This window comes from Arthrobacter sp. TmtSoilC51, assembly GCF_055388015.1.
In genome coordinates this window covers 4280921-4304297 of sequence record NZ_AP035877.1, presented here as the reverse complement: position 1 = coordinate 4304297, position 23377 = coordinate 4280921, and the positions used below count along the sequence as shown (strand labels likewise).

General features: G+C 62.9%; 19 protein-coding genes. 12 read left to right on the top strand and 7 right to left on the bottom strand.

Features of this window, described 5'->3' with window-relative positions; translation table 11 throughout:
* The first annotated feature begins 75 nt into the window (after window positions 1-75).
* Window positions 76-252 (top strand): hypothetical protein, encoded by a 177-nt coding sequence (locus ACZ5G6_RS19600; RefSeq protein ID WP_175538651.1) that lies wholly within the window; start codon window positions 76-78, stop codon window positions 250-252.
* A 174-nt stretch (window positions 253-426) separates the two neighbouring features.
* On the opposite strand, the gene ACZ5G6_RS19595 is transcribed toward ACZ5G6_RS19600, so the two are convergent.
* Entirely contained in the window at window positions 427-1362 is a 936-nt protein-coding gene (locus ACZ5G6_RS19595; protein ID WP_498687454.1) for a type IV toxin-antitoxin system AbiEi family antitoxin domain-containing protein, read from the bottom strand.
* A 151-nt stretch (window positions 1363-1513) separates the two neighbouring features.
* Window positions 1514-2857 carry an 8-oxoguanine deaminase gene (locus ACZ5G6_RS19590; protein ID WP_223934480.1) on the bottom strand — a complete coding sequence of 448 codons (1344 nt, stop codon included), beginning with the start codon at window positions 2855-2857 and terminating at the stop codon, window positions 1514-1516.
* Window positions 2858-3258: 401 nt separating this feature from the next.
* On the opposite strand from ACZ5G6_RS19590, the gene ACZ5G6_RS19585 reads away from it, so the two are divergent.
* From ACZ5G6_RS19585 to ACZ5G6_RS19565, 5 genes are all read left to right on the top strand, one after another.
* Complete coding sequence (locus tag ACZ5G6_RS19585; RefSeq protein ID WP_223934479.1) at window positions 3259-3753, top strand: nucleoside deaminase; 495 nt, start codon at window positions 3259-3261, stop codon at window positions 3751-3753.
* Window positions 3754-3759: 6 nt separating this feature from the next.
* Window positions 3760-5334, top strand: coding sequence for an NCS2 family permease (locus tag ACZ5G6_RS19580; protein WP_223934478.1), 1575 nt, complete (start codon window positions 3760-3762; stop codon window positions 5332-5334).
* A 353-nt stretch (window positions 5335-5687) separates the two neighbouring features.
* Entirely contained in the window at window positions 5688-6944 is a 1257-nt protein-coding gene (locus ACZ5G6_RS19575) for an XdhC family protein (protein WP_498687451.1), read from the top strand.
* On the top strand, window positions 6935-7870 hold the full coding sequence (locus tag ACZ5G6_RS19570) for an FAD binding domain-containing protein (protein ID WP_498687449.1): 936 nt from the start codon (window positions 6935-6937) through the stop codon (window positions 7868-7870). Before ACZ5G6_RS19575 ends, ACZ5G6_RS19570 begins: the two co-directional genes overlap by 10 nt.
* Window positions 7860-10697 carry a molybdopterin-dependent oxidoreductase gene (locus ACZ5G6_RS19565; protein WP_498687448.1) on the top strand — a complete coding sequence of 946 codons (2838 nt, stop codon included), beginning with the start codon at window positions 7860-7862 and terminating at the stop codon, window positions 10695-10697. The genes ACZ5G6_RS19570 and ACZ5G6_RS19565 overlap by 11 nt, the downstream gene beginning before the upstream one ends.
* A gap of 48 nt (window positions 10698-10745) precedes the next feature.
* Here ACZ5G6_RS19565 and ACZ5G6_RS19560 read toward each other — a convergent pair whose 3' ends face one another.
* A complete protein-coding gene (locus ACZ5G6_RS19560; protein WP_223934474.1) occupies window positions 10746-11213 on the bottom strand; it encodes a GNAT family N-acetyltransferase in 468 nt (155 codons plus the stop codon).
* A gap of 28 nt (window positions 11214-11241) precedes the next feature.
* Window positions 11242-11910, bottom strand: a complete 669-nt coding sequence (nboR, locus tag ACZ5G6_RS19555; RefSeq protein WP_498687447.1) for a nicotine blue oxidoreductase — start codon at window positions 11908-11910, stop codon at window positions 11242-11244.
* A 128-nt stretch (window positions 11911-12038) separates the two neighbouring features.
* Between nboR and ACZ5G6_RS19550 the strand changes: the two genes are divergently transcribed.
* Complete coding sequence (locus tag ACZ5G6_RS19550; protein WP_223934473.1) at window positions 12039-12230, top strand: YegP family protein; 192 nt, start codon at window positions 12039-12041, stop codon at window positions 12228-12230.
* Between the two features lie 112 nt (window positions 12231-12342).
* Here ACZ5G6_RS19550 and aceE read toward each other — a convergent pair whose 3' ends face one another.
* The gene (gene aceE, locus ACZ5G6_RS19545; protein ID WP_498687445.1) at window positions 12343-15114 is read right to left on the bottom strand and encodes a pyruvate dehydrogenase (acetyl-transferring), homodimeric type; all 2772 of its coding nucleotides are present in this window, start codon (window positions 15112-15114) and stop codon (window positions 12343-12345) included.
* A 291-nt stretch (window positions 15115-15405) separates the two neighbouring features.
* Here aceE and ACZ5G6_RS19540 point away from each other — a divergent pair, with 291 nt between their 5' ends.
* The 4 genes from ACZ5G6_RS19540 to ACZ5G6_RS19525 all read left to right on the top strand — a co-directional run bounded on the left by ACZ5G6_RS19540 (window position 15406) and on the right by ACZ5G6_RS19525 (window position 20413).
* Window positions 15406-16971 carry an NCS1 family nucleobase:cation symporter-1 gene (locus tag ACZ5G6_RS19540; RefSeq protein ID WP_498691963.1) on the top strand — a complete coding sequence of 522 codons (1566 nt, stop codon included), beginning with the start codon at window positions 15406-15408 and terminating at the stop codon, window positions 16969-16971.
* 76 nt (window positions 16972-17047) lie between these two features.
* A complete protein-coding gene (locus tag ACZ5G6_RS19535; RefSeq protein ID WP_498687443.1) occupies window positions 17048-17854 on the top strand; it encodes an aspartate/glutamate racemase family protein in 807 nt (268 codons plus the stop codon).
* Between the two features lie 49 nt (window positions 17855-17903).
* The gene (locus tag ACZ5G6_RS19530; protein ID WP_498687441.1) at window positions 17904-18671 is read left to right on the top strand and encodes an SDR family oxidoreductase; all 768 of its coding nucleotides are present in this window, start codon (window positions 17904-17906) and stop codon (window positions 18669-18671) included.
* Between the two features lie 254 nt (window positions 18672-18925).
* The gene (locus ACZ5G6_RS19525; protein ID WP_223934469.1) at window positions 18926-20413 is read left to right on the top strand and encodes a cation:dicarboxylate symporter family transporter; all 1488 of its coding nucleotides are present in this window, start codon (window positions 18926-18928) and stop codon (window positions 20411-20413) included.
* 70 nt (window positions 20414-20483) lie between these two features.
* Here ACZ5G6_RS19525 and ACZ5G6_RS19520 read toward each other — a convergent pair whose 3' ends face one another.
* A complete protein-coding gene (locus tag ACZ5G6_RS19520; protein WP_498687438.1) occupies window positions 20484-20867 on the bottom strand; it encodes a sterol carrier family protein in 384 nt (127 codons plus the stop codon).
* Window positions 20868-20911: 44 nt separating this feature from the next.
* Complete coding sequence (locus tag ACZ5G6_RS19515) at window positions 20912-21928, bottom strand: asparaginase (protein WP_223934467.1); 1017 nt, start codon at window positions 21926-21928, stop codon at window positions 20912-20914.
* Window positions 21929-22064: 136 nt separating this feature from the next.
* Here ACZ5G6_RS19515 and purD point away from each other — a divergent pair, with 136 nt between their 5' ends.
* Window positions 22065-23375: a phosphoribosylamine--glycine ligase gene (gene purD, locus ACZ5G6_RS19510; protein ID WP_223937651.1), complete on the top strand. Its 1311-nt coding sequence runs from the start codon at window positions 22065-22067 to the stop codon at window positions 23373-23375.
* The last annotated feature ends 2 nt before the right edge of the window (window positions 23376-23377 follow it).

Genomic DNA, 23377 nt, shown 5'->3' with positions numbered 1-23377 from the left:
TCCTTACACTTTTCACATAGCAATAAACAATTTCCGAAATACGGAAACTGACTGCACTGGAAAGAGGAGGAACAGATGGACTCGAAGGATACGAACAAGGTCGTGGAATTCCCGGCACCGGGTCAGGAGCTGTACCTGCCCTTCGGTGCAACAGATCCGGACTTCTACATTCCAGCCGACTGTGACCGCAAAGCCGGAGGATTCTCCCGCTGGCTCCGCGCGCTCCCGGTGTTCGGCCGGCAGCGCCCCTAGGATCTTTCCTGCATCCAACGGGCGCGGACTCTGCGCAACAGAGCTAAAGAGGCGGGCGATACCTGGGGAGGTATCGCTCGCCTTTCCGTTGCCCTGCCGGCCTCCGTTTCGTGGGTTCCCGGCGTAGAGTGCCGGGCGTGCCAGCGAATGCGCAGCGCACCCCCGAAACGGGCTCTAGCCTGTCCCGCGCAGAACCCGAAGCACGCTCGTTTTGAACTCCTGTTCTTTGAAGAGGTGCTGCCACTTCACTCGGATAATCTTCCAGCCGAGCTCGGTCAAAGCCTTTTCGCGCTGCCGTTCCTGGTAAATCACCTCGGCAGTGGGTGCGTAATCGAAGTACTTCACCCTTCCATCGAACTCAAGGGCCACCTTCTTCTCCCTCCACGCAAAGTCCAGCCGATGGCGACCTTCCGCGGACGTCACCTCCACCTGTAGGTCGGGCATTTGGATCCGAAGTCGTTGGAGTAGCTCGCGTGTCAGGGTTTCGCCGGGTGACTCGGACCTGGCATCTGCGTTGTCAAGAGCCCGGCGAAGCGTGAGAACTCCGTTGCGGCCGGCCAAGGATGCGCACATCTGTTGCAGTTTCGAGCTGTCCGCACCTTTTCGGAGTGCGTGGTCCATCAGTACCAAGGCTTGTTTGTAGTTCAGCATGAGGCAGCAGTCCACCACTGTCTGTTCAATTGTGGTGCAAGGCATTCCCTCGATGAAGGTAAGTTCCGTTGGCTCCAGCGGACGAGTGTGCGGCACCACGTCCCTGCCGTGTGAAGTGGTTGACGCCGTTGTCTCCGCGGTGACGTGCACCTTGTCTCCCACGTCCCACAGGAACAAGCCGTGGAGGCGCGCGGCTGAGGTGTGGCTGTAGACCAAGCCGCCGGCCGACGTCGGAAGCGTGCCGTGTGCGTGCGCGGCGATCAGCTGCAGACTGCGAACCCATGGCTTTTGGGCTCTCCATGTGCTGCCTCGGATATAGCAACCGCGGCGTAGTCGTACCAAGACACCGGTTCGAACCAATGCTGCAATTCTCCGGTGATTAACCCCCAACTCCTGGAGCTCGTTGGTCCGCCATAAATCCATCCCCGTGGGAAGCTCGTTGCTGTTGATCTTTGTCATGAGTCAAGACTTGAATGAGCAGGAGCGCGAGCACAGGGGTGAGTTGGCCTATGTGGAGAAGCCCGCTTCGAGGGTTCGCTGCGGAAAGTGCCGTGCGAACGGCATGATACGCAGCGAAGCGTCGAAGCGGGCGCCACCCAGCGAAACAGGCCTATCCCGCCACCAACTTCCGGGCCGCCGCCGAGTGCTCAGCGATGAGCCCGGCAACGTCCAACCCGGGAATCGCGCCATCAATCACGCGCCACGCGCCGCCCACCATCACCCGGTCTGCCCGGTCCGCCCCGCAGAGCAGCAAGGCGGCGACGGGGTCGTGGCTGCCCGAAAACCGCAGGGAGTCGGGCTTGAACAGGGCAAGGTCGGCTTGAAGGCCAGGAGCCAACTGCCCAATGTCGGAGCGGCCCAGGACGGCAGCGGACCCACGTGTTGCCCAGCCAAGGGCCCGCTCCACAGGAACGGAAGCCCCGTAGCGGAGTCGTTGCAGATACAGTGCCTGGCGGGCTTCGAGGATCATGTTGGAAGCATCGTTCGACGCCGATCCATCCACGCCCAGCCCCACGGGCACACCCGCTGCCTCAAGTTCCAGGACCCGCGCGGTCCCGGATGCCAGCCGCATGTTGGAGGTTGGGCAATGCGCGACGGCGGTGCCCGCGGCTCCCAGGCGAGCGATCTCGTCGTCGTTGAAGTGGATGCCGTGTCCGAGCCAAGTTCGGGATCCCAGCCAGCCCACACTTTCCAGGTAGTCAACGGTCCGCAGCCCAAACATGGAGCGGCAGAAGTCTTCTTCGTCAATCGTTTCGGCCAGGTGGGTGTGTAGCCGGACGTCGTAACGCTCGGCCATGGCGGCGCTCTCGGCCATGATCTCCTTGGTCACGGAGAACGGCGAGCAGGGGGCAAGGGCAATCTGCACGGCAGCCCCATCGCCTGTCTCGTGGTACTCACGAATCAGCCGTTCGCTGTCCGCAAGGATCGTCTCGGGTGACTGGACGGTGGTCCGGGGCGGCAGCCCGCCGTCGTCCTCTCCCAAAGTCATGGATCCGCGGGTCAGCGTGGCCCGCATCCCCATGGACCTCACCGCAGCCACTTCGATGTCAATGGCGTCTTCCATGCCCTCGGGGAACAGATAGTGGTGGTCGGCGGCGGTGGTGCAGCCGGAAAGCAGCAGCTCCGCCAGTGCAACCTGCACTGCAAGCTCAAGGCTCCGTGGCGTCAAACGTGCCCACACCGGGTACAGATTCTGCAGCCACGGGAACAGGGGTGCGTTGGCCACCGGACCCCATGCCCGGGTGAGCGTTTGATAGAAGTGGTGATGCGTGTTGATGAGGCCGGGTAGGACCACGTGCCCCGAAGCGTCAAAAACGGAAGCAGGAGTAGAGGGTTGCCCGCCCGAGGGCACGAGCTCCACAATTTTCCCGTCAGAGATCACCAAGCCGCCGCCGGCGTCGAGGTCGTTTGCGGTGAAGATGCCCAGCGGATTCTTGATCCAAAGAGGGGTCATGACAGGTTCCTTGTCTGGTCGGCATGTATGCGTTCCAGCTCAGTTAGGCCCTGTCTGCTGATCCAGGAGCCAGGCGCCAACGGGAGCGCCTGGTGCAAAAAGCGTAAAATGCTCGACGGCGGCCGTCAACGTCACGGAGCGTCCCACGGTCACATCCCGCTGCCAAGAATGAATTTCGTATGACGAAATTAAATTTTCAAAAAACTATGGCGCGGCTCACAAACCTGGTGCTACGCTCTAACTGCCAAAGGCGGGCACCCGGACCTCGGGAAGCTATCTACCAGGCGCAACTTAACCTTCATCGCACATGCTGAAGCCTGGTAACCAAGCTAACTGGAGCTCCTCTCCATAGCGCCCCCCAACAGGTCACCTGGCTTCCTCAGCACTAAGGAAGTCGCAACATGAGTACAACCGTCACGGCCGAGCAATTCCTGGCCACATCCATTGAGCTGGCAACAGCCAATGTCCTCAACAGTGGTGGCCCCTTCGGCGCCGTCATTGTCACCGCGGACGGACAAGCCTTCGAAGGCGTCAACCGCGTTACCGCCACGAACGATCCCACCGCACACGCAGAAGTCACGGCCATCCGTAACGCCTGCCGCGAACTGGGAACCTTCGATCTGAGCGGAGCAACCCTCTACACCAGCTGCGAGCCATGCCCCATGTGCCTGGCCTCCGCACTCTGGGCACGCATTGACCGCGTGTTCTTTGCCGCAGACCGTCACGACGCCGCATCCGTCGGCTTCGACGACGCCGTCTTCTACGAGTACTTCGAGAACGACAACCGGGACGCGCTGATGCCGGTAGCCAAGCTGGAACTGGGCGACCCCCAGGCACCAGCGGCCCTCCAGCCGTTCAACACATGGAACACGCTTGATTCCAGGATCGACTACTAGGGCCCGGTGGCTGACATGACAATCCTGGATCCCGCAGAAATGCAGACAGCAGCTGAAAAGCAGGCTGCGCTCCTCCCTAACGGGGGAAACAGCGCAAAGCACACGGCAACCGGCCTGGCAGGCGGCAATAGCAACAGCAAGCCCCCGGTGTCGAACTCCTTCCTGGATAAGTTCTTCCAGATCACCAAGCGTGGCTCCACCCTGGCCCGCGAATTCCGCGGCGGCTTGGTCACGTTCTTCACTATGGCGTACATCGTCATCCTCAACCCGCTCATCCTGGGCGGATTCTCGGCAGACAATGCCCCGGTGGATGTGGCCGGCGGCTGGCTCTCGGCAGCACAGGTGGGCGCAGTTACCGGCCTGACCGCAGGGGTCATGACCATCGTCTTCGGACTCGTCGCCAACCTGCCCTTCGGCCTGGCAGCAGGTCTGGGCATCAATTCCTTCCTCGCCGTCGCGGTCATCCAGGAAGTCACATGGCCAGAAGCCATGGGCCTGGTGGTCATCAACGGCATCCTGATCGTACTTTTCGGCGCCACAGGTGCCCGGACAGCGATCTTCAAAGCAGTCCCCAAGGAACTCAAGGCCGCCATCACCGTTGGCATCGGCCTGTTCATCGCCTTCATCGGCTTCGTCGACTCCGGGTTTGTCCGCCCCACCAAGGGCGGCCCTCCGGTCCAGCTCGGCACGGACGGTTCCATCACCTCCATCCCCACCCTCGTCTTCATCATCGGATTGCTCGTCATGGGTATCCTCGTGGCGCGCAAGATCCAGGGCGGCCTGCTGATTGGCATCGTCGCCACCACAGTCCTCGCCGCCGTAGCCGAGGCCGTGTTCCACATTGGCCCGGGCTCCGCCGACAACCCCGGCGGCTGGCACCTCAACGTGCCTATCCTGTCCAGCCAATTGGTGTCCGTCCCGGACCTCAGCCTGGTAGGCCAGTTCGATCTCTTTGGTTCGTTCGCCAGGATCGGCGGATTGGCTGCGACCATGCTGGTCTTCACCTTGGTGTTCACCAACTTCTTCGATGCCATGGGCACCATGACAGGCCTGGCCAAGAGCGCAGGTGTGGCACACAAGGACGGTACGTTCCCCAAGCTGAAGTCTGCCTTCATCGTTGAAGGCATGGGCGCAGTGGTGGGGGGCGCAACGTCCGGTTCCTCCAACACCGTCTACATCGACTCCGCAGCAGGAATCGGCGAAGGCGCCCGCACAGGCTTGGCCTCGGTTGTCACTGGCCTGCTGTTCCTGGGTTCGATGTTCTTCACTCCGCTCACCTCGGTTGTCCCGCTGGAAGTAGCAGCAGCGGCGCTGGTGGTGGTGGGCGCGATGATGATGGCACAGATCCGCGAGATCAAGTTCACCAAGTTCGCCATCGCGTTGCCGGCGTTCCTTACCATCGTGACCATGCCCCTGACATACTCCATTGCCAACGGCATCGGCGTCGGGTTCATCTCCTTCGCGGTAATCAGTGCGGCGTCAGGCAAGGCCAAGAAAGTCCATCCGCTGATGTGGGTGGTCACGGCTGGCTTCATCATCTACTTCGCCCGTGGCCCGATCAACGCCCTGATGGGCGTCTAGCCGGAGCCCACCCCGAGCCGGTGGGTCCCATTCCGGCACTTCGAACGGCGGTCCATCCGCACCCACCGCACGAATAGGCGCCTGCCGTCGTGGTCCCTTGGGAACGGGCACGACGGCGGGCGGCGGGACGGTGCTGTTGCTCCGCTACGGAGCGGACTGCTCCAAAGCGAGCAGACCGCCCAACGGGAGTGGGGCAGGGAGATGAAGCCCTGCCCCACTCCCTACAAATCTGTTGAAACCAATAAGCCGCGACTCCCTCCGCATCCTCCGGAAAATGAGAATATGAGGGCAAGATCGCGCACTGCTCCGGCCGGGCCACCTGGCCGGGACACCTGGAAAAAGGACGTGTTGCCATGCTGGATCTAATGCCTTCACTGGGCAGCTGGCGGCCTGCGGTCTCTGGCCAACTGTGCGCTGTGGCCACGATCGTAGGGACTGGCGGCTCAGTGCCGCGCCCCACGGGGACTTCCATGATGGTCTCCGAAGACGGCGAAATCCTGGGCAGCCTGTCCGGGGGCTGCGTGGAAGGCGCCGTCGTTGAGGCGGCCTTGGAAGCAATGCGCGACGGCGGACCACGCCTAGAGTCTTTTGGCTACAGTGCCGAGGACGCATTCGCCGTCGGACTCACCTGTGGAGGAGAACTGGAAGTCCATATCCAGCCACTCGGGGAGGGATCACCGGAACTCGCTGTGTTTGCAGAAACCCAGCCACCTGCGGCCCTTATCCGCAGGCTCGGCGGCGGCGGGGGAGTAGTGGTGGTTGATGATCCTGTGCGGTTCCGCGCCATGGAATCAACGCAGCTGGCGCACCTGGTGGGGGATCATCCCGCTACTCTTTTCGCCGCCGCGGCACAGGTTGAGCCGTTGCTCCAAGGCGGGCGCGCAGGGTTGGTCCGCCTGGCACCTCCCGAGGGCTGCATTGATGGCTGGGTTACCACCGAAAGGTTGGCGTTGCCCAAGCAGGAGGAACCCCAACCGGAACCCATCACGTTGTTCGTCGAAAGCCGTTTGCCTGCCGCGCGCATGTTGATCTTCGGCGCCAACGACTTCGGAGCCGCGTTGCTCCCCGCCGGACAATTGCTCGGCTACAACGTCACGCTATGCGACGCCCGGCCCGCGTTCGCCACGCAAAGCCGTTTCGCGGGTGCTGACCAAGTGGTCACCGACTGGCCCCACCGGTACCTCGATGCCGAGGCAGCGGCGGGACGCATCGATGCCCGGACCGTGGTGTGCATCCTGACCCACGATCCAAAGTTCGACATTCCCCTGCTTGAAACAGCCCTCCGCTTGAACCTGGCTTACGTTGGCGCAATGGGATCGCGTCGTAGCCACCGGCAACGGATTGACGCCTTGATGGAAGCCGGCACGCCCCCCGAAGCCCTTGAACGGCTTCATTCCCCGATCGGACTAAACCTTGGTGCAGTGACACCAGCAGAAGTCGCGGTCTCCATCACTGCGGAAATCATCGCCGAGCGGGGAGGCATTGCCGGCACGGCCCCCGGCCGAAAAAAGGCCCATCACAACGTAACCGGCTTCCCCTCGCTGAAGGACAGCACCGGGCCGATCCACCCTGCACCTCAACACCTCACCCAGGAGGACCCATGGACATGAACACCATCGAGGCCGTGGTCCCCACCACGGATCCTTCGCAATGGCGCGACGGCGATGCCTGGCTCGCCGGAGGAACCGTCCTTTTCTCCTACGGCAGTACCGAGCTCAAGCGGCTCCTCGATTTGGGCCAGACGGGTTGGCCGGCCATTACAGTAACCGACCAAGGAATTGAACTCGCCGCAACCTGTACTGTTGCCGAGCTCTACGCGTTGCCTCAGGACCCAACGATGAACCACCGCGAATGGCCGGGGCTGGCCTTGATCCGTCCGTGCTGCGACTCTTTCGTGGCATCGTTCAAGATCTGGAACATGTCCACGGTAGGCGGCAACCTCTGCACGTCTTTGCCGGCGGGCCCCATGATTTCGCTGTGCGCAGGGCTCGATGCCGTGGCCACCATCCAGAGCCCTGACGGCAACAGCCGCAGCGTATCTGTGGCCGATTTCGTCACCGGAGACATGGAGAACGTGCTGGCCCCAGGGGAGCTCCTCCGCAGCATCCACCTGCCGGCTGTGGCGCTCTCGGCGCGCGTTGCCTTCCGGCGTTTGTCGCTGAGTAACCTTGGCCGCTCCGGCGTGCTGTTAATCGGACGCCTCGACCCCGACGGCGGTTTGGTCATCACGGTGACAGCCTCCACCAAAAGGCCTGTACAACTGCGGTTCCCCGCCGGGCAGGTTCCGGACGCAGGGATGCTGGCCGACGCCGTCGGGGATTCCATTCCCTGGCCGCTGTACCACGATGACATCCATGGGCTCCCCGCGTGGCGCCGGGACATGACGTTCAAACTGGCCGAGGAAATCCGGGCCGAGCTGCTGGGCGAGTCGATGGGTGTGTCGGGCGACTTCTGGCCGCCGCATGACACCTCGCCGCAACCGTCCACGCAACCCGAAACTCCAGGCGCCCAGAAGGAGGCCTCCCATGGCAATTGAGATCAACGGCTCTGCCTCGCAGGCCGCACCCCGCCCCGGCCAATGCCTGCGCACTTTCCTGCGGGAACAGGGCAACTTCGGCGTTAAGAAAGGCTGCGACGGCGGCGACTGCGGGGCCTGCACCGTTCACGTCGACGGCACCCCCGTGCACAGCTGCATCTACCCGGCCGTCCGTGCCGAGGGCAAAGCGGTCACCACCATCGAGGGCCTCTCCACCGGCGAAGGCCTGCACCCTGTGCAGGAGCAGTTCCTTGAGGCCCAGGGGTTCCAATGCGGTTTCTGTACGGCTGGCATGATGATGACCGCAGCCACTTTCGATGACGAGCAGCGCGCCAACCTCCCTCGCAACCTGAAGGGCAATCTGTGCCGCTGTACCGGTTACCGCTCCATCGCCGACGCGATTTGCGGTCACGGCGGCGAACACAAGAGTGGCGAGCAAAAGCACGACGCCGCAGCTGACGTTTCCGGGGCACAGTCGCCTGCCGCCGGACATCCTGTCGCTTTGGAAGCCACTCCGGGCCAGCTCGGGGACAATGTGCCCGCACCCGCCGGCCAGGCCGTGGTTACCGGAACTGCCCGGTACACCCTGGATGTCCCGGCCGACCAGCTGCCGGGCCTGCTGCACCTCAAGCTGTTGCGTTCCCCGCATCCCCACGCCCGGATCGTATCCATCGACAAGAGCGCGGCACTCGCAGTTCCTGGCGTCGTCGCTGTTTTCACGCACGAAGACGCACCAGCACAGTTGTTCTCAACTGCACAGCATGAGCACTTCACTGACGATCCCGACGACACTCGAGTCCTGGACAACGTGGTGCGGTTCATTGGGCAGCGCGTCGCCGCAGTCGTGGCTGAGTCCGTTGGCGCCGCAGAGGCCGGAACCCGGGCGCTTGCCGTGGAGTACGAGCTTTTGGAGCCGGTGTTCACGCCAGAGGAGGCCATCTTGCCCGGCGCCCCGGCCATCCATGGCGACAAGGACGCGGACTATTCCAGGATTTCCCGGCCCCTTGAAAACGTGGTGGCCGAGGTCCACGCCGAGTTGGGCAGCGTCGCTGAGGGCTTCGCGGCCGCCGACTTCATTCACGAGCACACGTACAAGACGCAACGGGTTCAGCACGTCGCCATGGAAACGCACGCGTCCATTGCCTGGATGGATGAGGATGGCCGGCTTGTGGTCCGTTCCTCCACGCAGGTTCCCTTCCTGGTGAAGCGCACCTTGATGCGTTTGTTTAACCTGCCGGAGGAGACCGTTCGCGTGGTGGCCGGCCGCGTCGGCGGTGGTTTCGGCGGCAAGCAGGAGGTCCTGACCGAGGATCTTGTGGCCTTGGCAGCCCTGACCCTGCGCCGGCCTGTGCAATTGGAGTTCACCAGGACCGAACAGTTCACATCGACCACAACGCGCCACCCCTTCACTATCAAGCTCAAGGCGGGAGCCGACCGGGACGGATACCTGACCGCCCTGCAATTGGACGTCATGACCAACACCGGCGCCTACGGCAACCATGCGCCAGGCGTGATGTTCCACGGTTGCGGCGAATCGCTGGCCGTCTATAAATGCGTCAACAAGAAAGTGGATGCGCAGGCCGTCTACACCAACACCGTTCCCGCCGGGGCTTTCCGAGGTTATGGGCTGAGCCAGATGATTTTCGCGATCGAGTCGGCCATTGATGAGCTTGCCATCGGAATTGGCATGGATCCTTTGGAATTCCGGCTTAAGAACATGGTCCGGCCCGGGGATCACATGTTGTCTACTACACCCGAACCTGAGGAAGACGTCCACTACGGTAGCTACGGTTTGGACCAGTGCGTGGCCTTGGTGCGGGACGCCCTGGACCGTGGCAAGGAGCGTTACCGGGCCGCCGGGCTCGAGGACCTCGGCCCGGACTGGGTCACCGGTGAAGGCGCGGCATTGTCCATGATCGACACCGTTCCGCCGCGCGGCCACTTCGCCCACGCCCGGGTGAGCCTGGAAGCGGACGGAAGGTTCGCCGTCGACGTCGGCACTGCAGAGTTCGGGAACGGCACCACAACCGTTCATGCGCAACTGGCTGCTACCGCGCTGGCGACGGAGGCGTCGAAAATTACCGTCCGCCAGTCCGATACCGACCTCGTGGAGCACGATACCGGGGCGTTCGGTTCGGCCGGAACCGTGGTTGCCGGCAAGGCGACGCTCGGCGCAGCCCTTGAACTCGCCACGAGGATCCAGACCGTCGCCGCTTCGCTGACGGGGGCACCGTTGGCGGAGTGCCGTTTGGTGGGCGGGGCTGTTCAGTGCGGCGACCGTACGGTGCCGCTGACGGACGTTGTCGACGCCGCCCGCCTGCAAGGCGTTCGGCTCGCCACTGATGGCAACTGGGGCGGAACCCCGCGGTCAGTTGCCTTCAACGTGCACGGATTCCGGGTTGCCGTGAACACTGGAACGGGAGAGCTGCGGATCCTGCAGAGCGTGCAGGCCGCAGATGCTGGAGTTGTGGTGAACCCGCGTCAGTGCCGTGGGCAGATCGAAGGCGGCATCGCGCAGGCGCTTGGCGCCGTGCTGTACGAGGAAGTGAAAGTGGACGACGCCGGACGCGTTACCACGGACATCCTGCGGCAGTACCACATTCCGTCCTTCGCGGACGTGCCCCGGAGTGAGGTCTATTTCGCGACAACGAACGACAGCACAGGGCCCCTCGGGGCAAAGTCCATGAGTGAGAGCCCGTTCAACCCAGTGGCAGCTGCCTTGGCCAACGCAATCCGCAACGCCACCGGGGTTCGTTTCGGAGAGCTGCCCATTGCCCGCGACAAGATCTACCTTGCCCTCCGGGACCGCACCCTCATCCCCAACTGAGTCGCAGCTGAGCGCGTTTTGAGCCGTCAAAACGCGCTCAGCTGCTACCTACTTGGGTGAAAGGGTGAGCTCCATGAACACGCTGTTCGGGTCCAGGGTGTAATCCGCGAAGGGCGGGCACTCGGTGAATCCGTGCCGTGCATACAAGCGACGCGCCGGCGCAAAGTACTCTTCGGTTCCCGTTTCCAGGCTGATGCGTTCGTAGCCCCGCTCGGACGCCTGGGCAACGATGTGCTTGAGCACCAGGGTGGCCACTCCGCGCCCACGGGCATTGGTGGTGGTGCGCATCGACTTGATCTCGGCATGCCCGTCGGTAAGCTCCTTCAGTGCGCCGCAACCCAGCAGCACGCCGTCCTCGCGGGCTGTCCAGAACGTGATCGCTTCATGCGACAACGCCGAATGGTCCAACGCATGGACGCTTTCTGCCGGCGACGTGGCGAACATATCGGCCAGATGCTCGCTGAGGAGCTGGTGGACATCAGGACGCGTGGGATCGTCAGGTGCAATCTGGATCATGGATCCAAATTTACCGGCACTTGATTGGTCAGCCCTCCAGCAAATGCAACTGGTCCTTGGTATCCAGGTCCTCGCCCGAGCAGAGGTCGCTGCAATCCACCAGATCCACAAGGCCCGGGTGCGCCTTCAGGAAGGATCGTGCGCCCGTGTCACCGTTGGCGGCCTCCGCCGCCTGGGATCGGAGCTCGACGTCGAAAATCACTGGGTGCCGACGCTTAAGGTGGCCTGACTCGTCAGGGTAGGCGGCTGCCGTGACCCGACCAGGACGGTGGCTGCCCAGCAACCTGCTGACCGCCGTCGGGGTTAATCCAGGCTGGTCCACCAGCGCCACCATGATGCTGTGACCCGGCGAGGCCGCCTCGATTCCTGCGCGGAAAGAGCCAGCCATGCCCTTGGCCCAGTTTTCGTTCTCGACGACGATGTAGGTACCCAGATCGGTGGTGCTTCGAATGAGATCCGCCTCCGCCCCGACCACCACCACAACCTCCCGGCAGCCGCCGTCGAACAGCGTATCGGCGAGCACCTCAACCAGCGTTCGGCCGCGGTAGGGGAGCAGCGCCTTGGGTCCGCGGCCCAAGCGCGTACCGGCCCCCGCAGCAAGCAAGACACCCGTGGTGGGCGCCACGCCGGATTCAGTCATATCCTCACGATACGCGCGGGCATCCGTGAGGTCTGTAGCTCCTTCAGGGCTTTCCATGACATCTACCAAAATCGGTTGCAAACTACTCCTCAGTAGGTCTGTTGGTAGGTTCCGACGGCCATTAGTGTCTGTAGGGAATTGTTCAAATCGCTCTAATGCAATGATGCGTGGAGGAAAAGGGGAAGATGGCGGGCAGTTTCGAAATACTCAAGGCCGGGACGAACACGTTCAGGTTCCGACTCACAGCCGATGACGGCACAGTTGTGGCAGTGTCGCCACAGTTTCCCAATTTGAAGGCCGTAGTGGCCGGTATCAACGCAGTCCGCGAAAACGCGGCAACCGGATTCGTAGTAGACCGGAGGAATCTGGGCACCTAAGCCACCCCGGTAGTACAGCAAAAATACAGTTGGCGGCAGTGTTCTTCATGAACACTGCCGCCAACTGTATTTCCCTACCTTGGCTTGCCCGGGTTCCTGGGCGTCGCCGTTCTTAGGCGTCGCCGCCTGCTCCGCCGGTGGTGCCGGCGTTCACGTCGAGCAGTTTGTAGCGGTCAATGGCGTACGACGGCGCACCCTCCTCGACCTCGCCCCTCGCCGCCAGCAACTGCAGGGTTTTGGCGACGATGGAGTGGGTGTCGTTTTTGAAGTAGCGGCGGGCGGCTTGGCGGGTGTCGGAGAAGCCGAAGCCGTCTGCTCCGAGGGAGGCGAAGTCGTTGGGGATGAATTGGCGGATTTGGTCGGGGACGGCTTTCATGTAGTCGGACACGGCGATGACGGGTCCGGTGGTGCCGGCGAGTTGTTCGGTGATGAACGGGGTGCGGGCGGGTTGGCCGGGGTTGAGGAAGGCGTGTTCCTCGGCGGCGAGGCCGTCGCGGCGTAGTTCGTTCCAGGAGGTCACGGACCATACGTCGGCTGCGACGCCCCAGTCCTCGTTGAGGATGCGGGCCGCTTCGATGGCCCAGGGCACGGACACGCCGGAGGCGAGGATGTTCGCGGTGGGCCGGTTGGTGTCGCCTTCGGGTGCGGGGGCGAGGTGGTAGATGCCCTTGATCAGCCCGGTGGTGTCCAGGTTCTCGGGTTCCGCGGGTTGGGTGATGGGTTCGTTGTAGACGGTGAGGTAGTACATCACGTTTTTATCGGACGCGGTGCCGGTGCCGTCGGTACTGTTTTCGCCGTACATTTCTTCGAGGCCGTGGCGGATGATGTGGCCGATTTCGTAGCCGTAGGCGGGGTCGTAGGTTTTCACGGCGGGGTTGGTGGAGGCCAGGAGGGGGGAGTGCCCGTCGGCGTGTTGGAGTCCTTCGCCGGTGAGGGTGGTCCGTCCTGCGGTGGCGCCGATGATGAAGCCGCGGGTCATTTGGTCCGCTGCTGCCCAGAAGGAATCTCCGGTGCGTTGGAAGCCGAACATGGAGTAGAAGACGTAGATCGGGACCAGGGGTTCGCCGTGGGTGGCGTACGCGGTTCCGGCGGCGGTGAAGGCTGCGACGGCGCCGGCTTCGTTGATGCCGGGGTGGATCAGTTGCCCGGCGGGGGATTCCTTGTAGGCCAGGACGAGGTCCCGGTCCACGGAGAGGTAGTTCTGGCCCTTGGGGTTGTAGATTTTCGCCGTCGGGAAGAACGCGTCCATGCCGAAGGTGCGGGATTCGTCCGGGACGACGGGCACGAACCGGGCGCCGAAGTTTTTGTCCCGCATGAGGTCCTTCAGGAGCCGGACGAAGGCCATGGTGGTCGCGGCTTGTTGTTTGCCGGATCCGCGTTTGGCGACTTCGTAGGATTTGGCCTCGGGCAGGGTGACGGGGGTGTGGGTGCGGCGGCGTTCGGGGACGAACCCGCCCAGTTCGGCCCGGCGTTCCATGAGGTATTTGATTTCCGGGGCGTCCATGCCGGGGTGGTAGTACGGGGGCCGGTAGAGGTCCGCGTCGAGCTGGTCATCGCTGATGGGGATGCGCAGGTGGTCACGGAAGGCCTTGAGGTCTTCCATGGTCAGCTTTTTCATCTGGTGGGTGGCGTTGCGGCCCTCGAAGTGCGGGCCCAGTCCGTAGCCCTTGACGGTTTTGGCCAGGATCACGGTGGGTTTGCCCTTGAACTCGGTCGCTGCCTTGTACGCGGCGTAGACCTTGCGGTAATCGTGCCCGCCGCGTTTGAGGCCCCAGATCTGGTCATCGGTCAGGTCAGCGACCATGTCCTTGGTCTGCGGGGACTTGCCGAAGAAGTGGTCCCGGACGAACCCGCCGGACTCGGCCTTGTAGGTCTGGTAGTCACCATCGGGGGTTTCGTTCATGATTTTCACCAACGCCCCGTCGGCGTCCGCTTCCAGCAGGGAGTCCCATTCCCGGCCCCAGACGACCTTGATCACGTTCCAGCCCGCGCCGCGGAAGAAGGCCTCCAGTTCCTGCATGATCTTGCCGTTGCCGCGCACCGGCCCGTCCAGGCGCTGGAGGTTGCAGTTGATCACGAAGTTCAGGTTGTCCAGGTTCTCGTTCGCCGCGAGCTGGAGCAGGCCGCGGGACTCGGGCTCGTCCATTTCCCCGTCACCCAGGAACGCCCAGACCTGCTGGTCCGAGGTGTCCTTGATCCCGCGGTTGTGCAGGTACCGGTTGGACTGGGCCTGGTAGATCGCGTTCATCGGCCCGATACCCATCGACACGGTCGGGAATTCCCAGAAGTCCGGCATCAGGCGCGGGTGCGGGTACGAGGACAGCGCGTGGCCTTCCCGGGACTTTTCCTGGCGGAACCCGTCCAGGTCCTCCTCGGTCAGCCGGCCTTCCATGAACGCCCTGGCGTACATGCCCGGGGACGCGTGGCCCTGGAAGAACACCTGGTCCCCGCCCGAGGGGTGGTCCTTGCCGCGGAAGAAATGGTTGAACCCGACCTCGTACAGCGTCGCCGCGCCGGCATAGGTGGAAATATGCCCGCCCACCCCGATATCGGACCGCTGCGCACGATGGACCATGACCGCGGCGTTCCAACGCATGTACGCACGGTACCGGCGCTCGAACTCCTCGTTCCCGGGAAACTCTGCTTCCTGGTCCACCGGGATCGTGTTCACATAATCAGTGGTCGTCACCATCGGCACACCCACCGACCGGGCACCGGCACGCTGCAACAACGAACGCATAATGTACTGGGCACGCTCCGTGCCCTGCTCCGCGATCAACGCATCAAGTGACTCAATCCACTCCGCGGTCTCTTCCGGATCACGATCAGGCAGCTGGGCAGTCAACCCGCTGAGGATGTGTGAGGTCTCTTCTCCTGCAGCCACGTCCAACCTCTCTTCATTGAATGTCTGGGCGCTTGCTCTGTGGGGGCGCTCAAGGAATTTCGTATTGTGAGAATAAAATTCTGCAATTCGAGATTACGTCTGCCGATGGGCAGCGTCAACACGGATTACGTAACCGCAACAGTCAACTGGGAAACACCCGGCCAATCAACCGAATGTGACCCTCCATACAGTTGTGACGCCTTGACGTGACGTGACCTAGGTCATAAAGTGTTTTCACTATTCAATAACTTGTTTCCGCAATGTGGAAACAGTACGAAGTGGAGATCCATGATGCAGACGACTTCATCAGTCGGCGTCACTGAGGCTCCGGGAGACATAGCAGCAGGTGGCCCCCACCACCCGGCCGTGGGCAACACGGACCTTTGCGCTATTGCTTCCGAAGCGGCAGGCCGTACCATCAGCCCGAGTCTTTACAACATCGACCTCGCACCCACTAAGGCAGCCGGCCGTAAGTGGACGAGCTACAGCATCTTTACCCTCTGGGCCAATGACGTCCACAGCCTGGGTAACTATGCCTTTGCCATTGGTTTGTTCTCCCTCGGACTGGGTGGCTGGCAGATCCTCGTGGCACTGGGAATCGGGGCAATCCTTCTCTTCGCCCTCTTGAACTTCTCGGGATTCATGGGCCAGAAGACCGGCGTTCCCTTCCCTGTCATGAGCCGCATCAGCTTCGGCATCCGGGGCGCCCAAATCGCCAGCCTGGTCCGCGGCGCGGTGGCTGTCGCCTGGTTCGGCATCCAGACGTACCTGGCATCTGTGGTGCTTCGTGTCATGCTCGTCGCCATGGCCCCTGGCCTCAAGGACCTGGACAGCAACTCCATCCTTGGCCTTTCAACGCTGGGCTGGCTCTCCTTCGTGGCGCTCTGGATTGTCCAGCTCGTCATCGTCAGCTTCGGCATGGAAATGATCCGGAAATACGAGGCCTTCGCGGGTCCCATCATCCTGGTGACCATGGCTGCGATTGCAGTGTGGGTCTTCATCGAGGCTGGCGGAGCAATCCAATGGAGCGGCATCAAGGGACTCGAGGGTGCGGACATGTGGCTCACAATCTTCGCCGGTGGCGCATTGTGGGTTTCCATCTACGGAACGTTCGTCCTGAACTTCTGCGATTTCACCAGGTCCTCTGTCTCCAGGAAGTCCATCGTCAAGGGCAACTTCTGGGGCATCCCCATCAACATGCTGGTATTCGGCGCAATCGTGGTGGTCATGGCAGGCGGGCAGTACAAGATCAATGGAACAGTCATCGAGAGCCCGTCGGACATCGTCCAGAGCATTCCTAATACTCTGTTGCTGGTCCTGGCTTGCCTTGCCCTGCTGATCCTAACCATCGCCGTGAACCTGATGGCCAACTTCGTGGCACCCGTCTACGCGCTGACCAACCTTTTCCCGCGGCATCTGAACTTCCGCAAGGCAGCCTGGGTCAGCGGCACCATCGGCCTCATCATCCTGCCGTGGAACCTCTACAACAACCCGATCGTCATCGTGTATTTCCTCGGTGGCCTGGGCGCTCTTCTCGGTCCGCTGTTCGGTGTGGTCATGGCCGATTACTGGCTGGTCCGTCGAGGCAAGGTCAATGTCCCAGAGCTCTACACCGATGATCCCAAGGGCGCGTACTTCTACAAGCGTGGCGTGAACCCCAAGGCCATCATCGCCATGCTTCCTGCGGCCGCCCTGGCCATTGCCATTGCCTTCATCCCGGGACTGGCTGCCGCGGCACCATTCGCCTGGTTCATCGGAGCCGGCGTCGCCGCGCTCACGTTCTTCGCTGTTGCTGACAAGAAGCACATCCACGAGGACGTCTCCGGCGAGCCGATCGCCGTCGCCAGCACTCACTAGCCCACCCTATGATCAGGCACCACCCGTCCTCCCCGGTCCAAGGGGCAAGGGCGGGCGCTGCCGTTGAGAGGAAACCATGCGCATTCTTGTGGCAAACGTGAACACCACCCAGTCCATGACTGATTCCATTGCCGCCCAGGCCCGGGCTGCTGCAGCTCCCGGCACTGAGATCGTCGGCATCACTCCGCGTTTTGGCGCCGATTCCTGCGAGGGCAACTTCGAGAGCTACCTTGCCGCTATCGCCGTGATGGACGCGGTGGTCAACTATCCCGAACCCTTCGACGCCGTCATCCAGGCCGGCTACGGCGAGCACGGCCGCGAAGGGTTGCAGGAGCTCCTCGATGTCCCGGTCGTGGATATCACCGAGGCTGCTGCAAGCACTGCGATGTTCCTTGGCCACAAGTACTCCGTGGTTACTACATTGGACCGAGCCGTCCCCTTGATTGAGGACCGCCTCAAGCTTGCTGGGCTGGAGGCGCGCTGCGCTTCAGTCCGCGCCAGCGGCATGGCCGTGCTGGAACTCGAGGAACATCCGGACCGTGCCGTCGAGGCAATCGTGGGCCAGGCCGAGCAGGCTGTTCTTCAAGACAAGGCCGAGGTGATTGTCCTTGGCTGCGGTGGCATGGCTGGCCTCGATGAGAAGGTCCGGCAGCGCACTGGCGTCCCGGTGGTCGATGGGGTGGCGGCGGCCGTTACCATCGCTGAGTCCTTGGTCAGGCTTGGCCTCACGACGTCCAAGGTCCGCACCTATGCAACGCCGCGTCCGAAGACTGTCATAGGCTGGCCAATAACTGGAGCCCAGCCCCCTGCAGCCCAGCCCCCTGCAGCCCAGCCCCCTGCAGCCCAGCCGCCTGCACAGCAGTCCGCAGAAGCAGCGCACTGATTCTGCTTGCAGAGGCTGTGTTGAACGCGATTCCCCGAAAGGCGACCACATGACTGACCCACGCCCGCCCGCAGACCAGAAGGTCGCCGTCGTAACCGGTGCCGGTTCCGGCATTGGGAGGGCCGTTGCGCGGCTCATGCTCGCCGAGGGATACCGCGTGGCGTTGGCAGGCCGCCGCGAGGCGCAACTGCTTGAGACGGCTGGTGGCCACACGGACGCGCTGGCGGTGCCATGCGATGTGACGGTGCCCGACGACGTCGCCCGCCTTTTCGCCGCGGTCCGCGAGCGCTGGGGCCGGGTTGATGTGCTGTTCAACAATGCGGGCATCTTCGGGCCTGCCGGCGACGTGGGCGAGATCAACGTCGACGAGTGGGAAGCCACGCTGCGCGTCAATGTCACGGGCTCCATGCTCTGCGCCGCGGAGGCTGTGAGGACCATGAAGGCACAGGAGCCGCAGGGTGGCCGCATCATCAACAACGGCTCCATTTCTGCGCATTCGCCCAGGCCCAGATCCGTGGCGTACACGGTGACGAAGCACGCGATGACCGGTTTGACCAAGAGTATTGAGCTGGATGGTCGCGGGTTTGGCATCACGTGTGGGCAGATCGATATCGGAAACACCCGGACCGAGATCATGGACACCATCGGAGTCGGCTCAGGCGCGCTCCAGGCGGACGGCAGCCGCCGTGTGGAGCCGATGTTCCCCGTGGAGGACGCTGCGCGTGCGGTGCTCATGATGGCCAACATGCCTGCATCGGCCAACGTTGGTTCCCTGGTGGTGACAGCCGCCGGCATGCCGTTCGTAGGCCGCGGCTAGGTTGAGTGGCGCCTGCGTGTGCCGTCCTGACCTTCTTTGCTTCAAGTTCGCCCACGGCACGCCCATATTTTGGGCGTGCCGTGGGTTTTTCCATGTCAAAAGAGGTCAGGAAGCCACTTTCATCCGGCTTCGCAGCAAAATGTGACTTTCCGCAATATGGAAATTCAATTTCCCCTTGCGGAATGATGTGAGCGGGATTACATTGAAAACAACCCCCAAATGTGGGGCTGTTCCCAACTGATTGGTTCAGATCAATGAAGATCCCAGACTCTGCGGCGCTGAAGGCGAGTTCGGCCCCGCTGAAGAAGAAGCCACTGTACAAGTCGCTCTTTTTTCAAATCCTGATCGCCGTCGTCGCAGGTGTGCTTATCGGTCATTTTTGGCCGAACATCGGGTCCACCCTCCGGCCGCTGGGTGATGGATTCATTCAACTCATCAAGATGATCATCGCCCCGCTGATTTTCCTCGTGATCGTCACGGGCATCTCGGCAGTCGGCGACGTCAAGGCGGTCGGAAGGGTCGGAGTCAAAGCACTCCTCTACTTCACCTGCGCCACTCTCTTCGCCCTGGTCTTCGGACTCATTGTGGGCAACATCGTTCAGCCCGGTGCTGGCCTGAACATCGATCCCTCCACGCTCTCCCAGGAAGCCGTTGATGCAAAGACAGGCCACGCGGTTCCCAAGGACGCTGCTGCCTTCCTGCTGGACGTCATCCCAAGCAGTGTGATCGGTGCCTTTGCCAGCAACAGCCTGCTCCAGGTGCTGTTCTTCTCCGTCTTCTTTGGTGCCGCGATCGTGGTCATTGGCCGCCAGCGTTGCCTGCCGGTGATCAGCCTCATGGAGACCGTTCTGGAGCTGATCTTCAAGATCATGTCCTGGATCATGAAGGTCGCTCCCATCGGTGCCTTCGGCGCCATGGCCTTCATCATCGGCCAGTACGGGCTTGGCACGCTTGGCACGTATGCGCTTCTCATCGCATCCTGCTACGGAGCCGCCGTCGTCTTTATCGGCCTGCTGTTCCTGGTGGCCTGGGGCTTCGCCCGCGTTCCGCTGTGGCACTTCCTGAAGTACACCCGCGAGGAATTCCTGCTTGCGCTTGGCACCGCCTCCACTGAAGCGGTCATGCCGCGTATCATGACCAAGCTGACCAATGCCGGCTGCTCCCGGGCAACCACCGGCCTGGTGGTCCCCACGGGCTACTCCTTCAACCTAGACGGTGCAGCGATCTACCTTTCCATATCGCTGCTGTTCCTGGCGCAGGCGTTCGGCCACCACCTCGACCTCGGCCAGCAACTGGCTGCGCTGGGTGTGCTGCTGCTGACCTCCAAGGGCATGGCAGGCGTTCCGGGCTCATCGTTCCTGGCCCTCTCGGCCACGGCTGCGGCCCTCGGCATCTTCCCCGTGGCCGGCGTCGCGCTCCTCCTCGGAGCCGATCGCCTCATGGACTCCATGCGCGTGGTGGTCAACCTGCTGGGTAACTGCGTAGCCACCTTCGTGGTAGCCAAGTGGGAAGGCCAGTTCGATCGCAGCGTCATGGTCCGTGCCTTCAATGGCGAGATTACCAACGAGGATTCGGCCATCATGCTCGGTCAGGAGGAAGTCTTCGAGGAACAGGAACTCGAACGCCTCAGCGAAGGCCATCACCCCTCACCGAAATTCCGTGGCGGTCCAACCGCGGACGAAATTCCGCAATTCGAGATGAGCAAGCCCGGGCAGCCAACCAACCCGGTCTGCCCGGACTAATTACATAGTTTTGTGTATGGCTGATGCCCTTAAGACGCGGTCTTGAGGGCATCAGCCGTACACAAACCCGTTAAAGGGGGAGCAGTTCAGAGAGGTCGGCGCGCAGCCCGGACGCGGCAACCCGCCCGGCGTCGACGGCGTCCGCCCACGAAAGCTGGCCGGTTACCAGCTCAAGCCAGGTTGCGGCGTCGCACTCTATGACGTTCGGGGGCGTGCCACGCGTGTGGCGGGGCCCCTCCACGCACTGGGTGACGCCGTAGGGCGGGACGCGGACCTCCACCGAGTTGCCGGGCGCACGGGCGGTGACTTCCTCGAGTGAGTAGCGGACCGCCGTCGCAATCAAAGAGCGCGACGGCGGGGTCGCGTCTTCAACCGCGGGGCCGACGGCGGATTGCCAGGCTGCCAGCGCTGCGCGGCCCTCGTCGACGTCGATGCGGCGTCGTGCAACTGCCATGGTTTCTTTCCTTATATAACTAGGTGGGTCAGTAACTGGCCGGCTTAGTCGAGCATCGCGGACACGGCGTGGCCCAGACGGATCTTGCCCACTGGCCGGCCGCCGCCCAGCACGGGTTCAACCACGCGTTCCAGGACGTTGGAAACCGCGGGAATGTCCACCGCGCCACTGACGGCAAGAAGGGTCAAGCCAACCAGGGACGTAGCGCGTAGGTTGCCGTCCAGCATCTTGACCGCCACTGTAGCGCCGGTGGAAGTGGCAAGGACCAGGACCCCTTCGGCGCCGATCTTTGCCAGGACGTCCAGCTCTTCCATGACGATCGTGTTTGACTCGCCCTTGCCCTGAACCGCCCACGGGTAGTCCAGCATGGAGGTGGCGATCGTGGCGGCGCGTGCGTTCGAGGAGGAATCGCCGGGTGACTTCGCCAACCGGGAATACGCCCGGGCCAGTCCGGTCAGCGAGATCGCCGCAACTGGTGCCCCGCAGCCATCGATGCCCAGGTGGGAGATCGTTTCGCCGCTGTATTCCTCGATCACGGACCGGACGCGCTGCTGGAGTGGGTGATTCGGCTCAAGGTAGCTGCGAAGGTCCCAGCCGTTTTCCGTGCATGCCCAGAGGAAAGCCGCGTGCTTCCCGGAGCAATTGAAAGCGAGCTTGGTCTGGCCGCGCTCAGAGCGGACCAGCCAATTGCGGGCGGTTTCGTCCTGCGGCCAGGCTGTGGGGCACTGAAGCTGATCCTCGCGCACGCCTGCCGCTTTAAGCATTCCCTCCACGACGTCCATGTGGTCCAGTGAACCGGTGTGGCTTCCGCACGCGACAGCCACCTGCGCGCCCCGGAGCGGGACACCGGACTGCATGGCGGCGAGGGTTTGGAATGGTTTCAGGGTGGACCGGGCCAGGATGGGAGCGTCGATATCACCCAGCCGGGTGACCACGCTTCCGTCACCGGCAAGGACGACGGCAGCACCGATGTGCCGGGACTCGATAAAGCCACTGCGTTCGATGACTGCCAGTTCGACGGCGGACTCAACCTTGAACGTTTCATGCGAACTCATGGGCATGAGCCAAGTCTAGGGCGCGACGACTGTGTTACCCGGTCACATGCGAGGTCCGGGCGCGGTCCCGGATCCGGTCATCCGTTGCCGGGGGACGACACAGCTTAGGCCCCGCGCCCTACACAAAGTACCCTTGAAGACTGTGAAGGTACTCGTCATTGGCCCAGGCGGCCGCGAACACGCCATTGTCCGCTCTCTGCTTGAAGATCCCAACGTTTCCGAGGTCCATGCGGCTCCGGGCAACGCGGGCATCAGCAAACTCGTTCCCACGCACGCAATTGACGGGAACAACCCGGAAGCCGTGTCCGCACTCGCCACCAAGCTGGCCGTGGACCTGGTTGTCGTCGGTCCGGAGGCTCCCTTGGCCGCCGGTGTGTCGGACGCCGTCCGTGCAGCCGGCATCCCGGTCTTTGGACCCAGCAAAGAAGCAGCCCAGCTCGAAGCGTCCAAGGCCTTCGCCAAGCAGATCATGGCTGAAGCCGGTGTTCCCACGGCCATGGCCCGTGTTGCCACCAATGCCGAGGAAGCCGCCGATGCCCTGGCTACGTTCGGCGCCCCGTACGTTGTTAAGGACGACGGCCTCGCCGCGGGCAAGGGCGTTGTAGTCACCAACGACCGCGAGGAAGCACTCGCTCACGCGCAGGCTTGCTTCGACGCCGGTGGAAGCGTGGTCATCGAGGAGTTCCTCGACGGCCCCGAGGTCTCCCTGTTCGTCCTCTGCGACGGCCGCACTACGGTTCCGTTGTCTCCTGCACAGGACTTCAAGCGCATCTTCGACAACGACGAAGGCCCCAACACCGGCGGCATGGGTGCCTACACCCCGCTCGAGTGGGCACCGGCAGGCCTGGTCCAGGAAGTCATCGACCGCGTGGCCCAGCCCACCGTGGATGAGATGGCCCGCCGCGGCACCCCCTTTATCGGTGTGCTCTACTGCGGCCTCGCCCTTACCTCGCGCGGAACGCGCGTCATCGAGTTCAACGTACGCTTTGGCGATCCCGAGACGCAGGCAGTCCTTGCACGCCTCAAGACCCCGCTAGGTGCCCTGCTTCTGGCAGCTGCCAAGGGCGAACTGGACACCGCTGAAGAGCTGCGCTGGTCCAAGGACACGGCAGTCGCCGTCGTCGTGGCCGCCGAAAACTACCCTGACGCTCCCCGCACTGGCGATCGCATCCGCGGACTGAAGAAGGTGGACGAGCTCGATGGCGTCCACGTTGTCCATGCAGGCACCAAGCTGGACGAGGAAGGCAAAGTGGTTTCGGCCGGCGGCCGCGTCCTCGCGGTGGTCGCGCTCGGTTCAGATCTGGTGGAGGCCCGCGAAAAAGCGTACGACGGCGTGGAGCTGGTTCAGCTTGAAGGCGCACAGTTCCGCACGGACATCGGAGGCAAGGCCGCCCGCGGCGAAATCCGCGTGCCCTATGCAGCCACCGGAACCATCCCGAAAGTACAGGCCTGAGC

Excerpts from the sequence above, each read along its gene's own strand:
- ACZ5G6_RS19600 (WP_175538651.1), top strand. The coding sequence starts at position 76 with ATGGACTCGAAGGATACGAACAAGGTCGTGGAATTCCCGGCACCGGGT.
- ACZ5G6_RS19595 (WP_498687454.1), bottom strand. The coding sequence starts at position 1,362 with ATGACAAAGATCAACAGCAACGAGCTTCCCACGGGGATGGATTTATGG.
- ACZ5G6_RS19590 (WP_223934480.1), bottom strand. The coding sequence starts at position 2,857 with ATGACCCCTCTTTGGATCAAGAATCCGCTGGGCATCTTCACCGCAAAC.
- ACZ5G6_RS19585 (WP_223934479.1), top strand. The coding sequence starts at position 3,259 with ATGAGTACAACCGTCACGGCCGAGCAATTCCTGGCCACATCCATTGAG.
- ACZ5G6_RS19575 (WP_498687451.1), top strand. The coding sequence starts at position 5,688 with ATGCTGGATCTAATGCCTTCACTGGGCAGCTGGCGGCCTGCGGTCTCT.
- ACZ5G6_RS19570 (WP_498687449.1), top strand. The coding sequence starts at position 6,935 with ATGGACATGAACACCATCGAGGCCGTGGTCCCCACCACGGATCCTTCG.
- ACZ5G6_RS19565 (WP_498687448.1), top strand. The coding sequence starts at position 7,860 with ATGGCAATTGAGATCAACGGCTCTGCCTCGCAGGCCGCACCCCGCCCC.
- ACZ5G6_RS19560 (WP_223934474.1), bottom strand. The coding sequence starts at position 11,213 with ATGATCCAGATTGCACCTGACGATCCCACGCGTCCTGATGTCCACCAG.
- nboR (WP_498687447.1), bottom strand. The coding sequence starts at position 11,910 with ATGGAAAGCCCTGAAGGAGCTACAGACCTCACGGATGCCCGCGCGTAT.
- ACZ5G6_RS19550 (WP_223934473.1), top strand. The coding sequence starts at position 12,039 with ATGGCGGGCAGTTTCGAAATACTCAAGGCCGGGACGAACACGTTCAGG.
- ACZ5G6_RS19540 (WP_498691963.1), top strand. The coding sequence starts at position 15,406 with ATGCAGACGACTTCATCAGTCGGCGTCACTGAGGCTCCGGGAGACATA.
- ACZ5G6_RS19535 (WP_498687443.1), top strand. The coding sequence starts at position 17,048 with ATGCGCATTCTTGTGGCAAACGTGAACACCACCCAGTCCATGACTGAT.
- ACZ5G6_RS19530 (WP_498687441.1), top strand. The coding sequence starts at position 17,904 with ATGACTGACCCACGCCCGCCCGCAGACCAGAAGGTCGCCGTCGTAACC.
- ACZ5G6_RS19525 (WP_223934469.1), top strand. The coding sequence starts at position 18,926 with ATGAAGATCCCAGACTCTGCGGCGCTGAAGGCGAGTTCGGCCCCGCTG.
- ACZ5G6_RS19520 (WP_498687438.1), bottom strand. The coding sequence starts at position 20,867 with ATGGCAGTTGCACGACGCCGCATCGACGTCGACGAGGGCCGCGCAGCG.
- ACZ5G6_RS19515 (WP_223934467.1), bottom strand. The coding sequence starts at position 21,928 with ATGCCCATGAGTTCGCATGAAACGTTCAAGGTTGAGTCCGCCGTCGAA.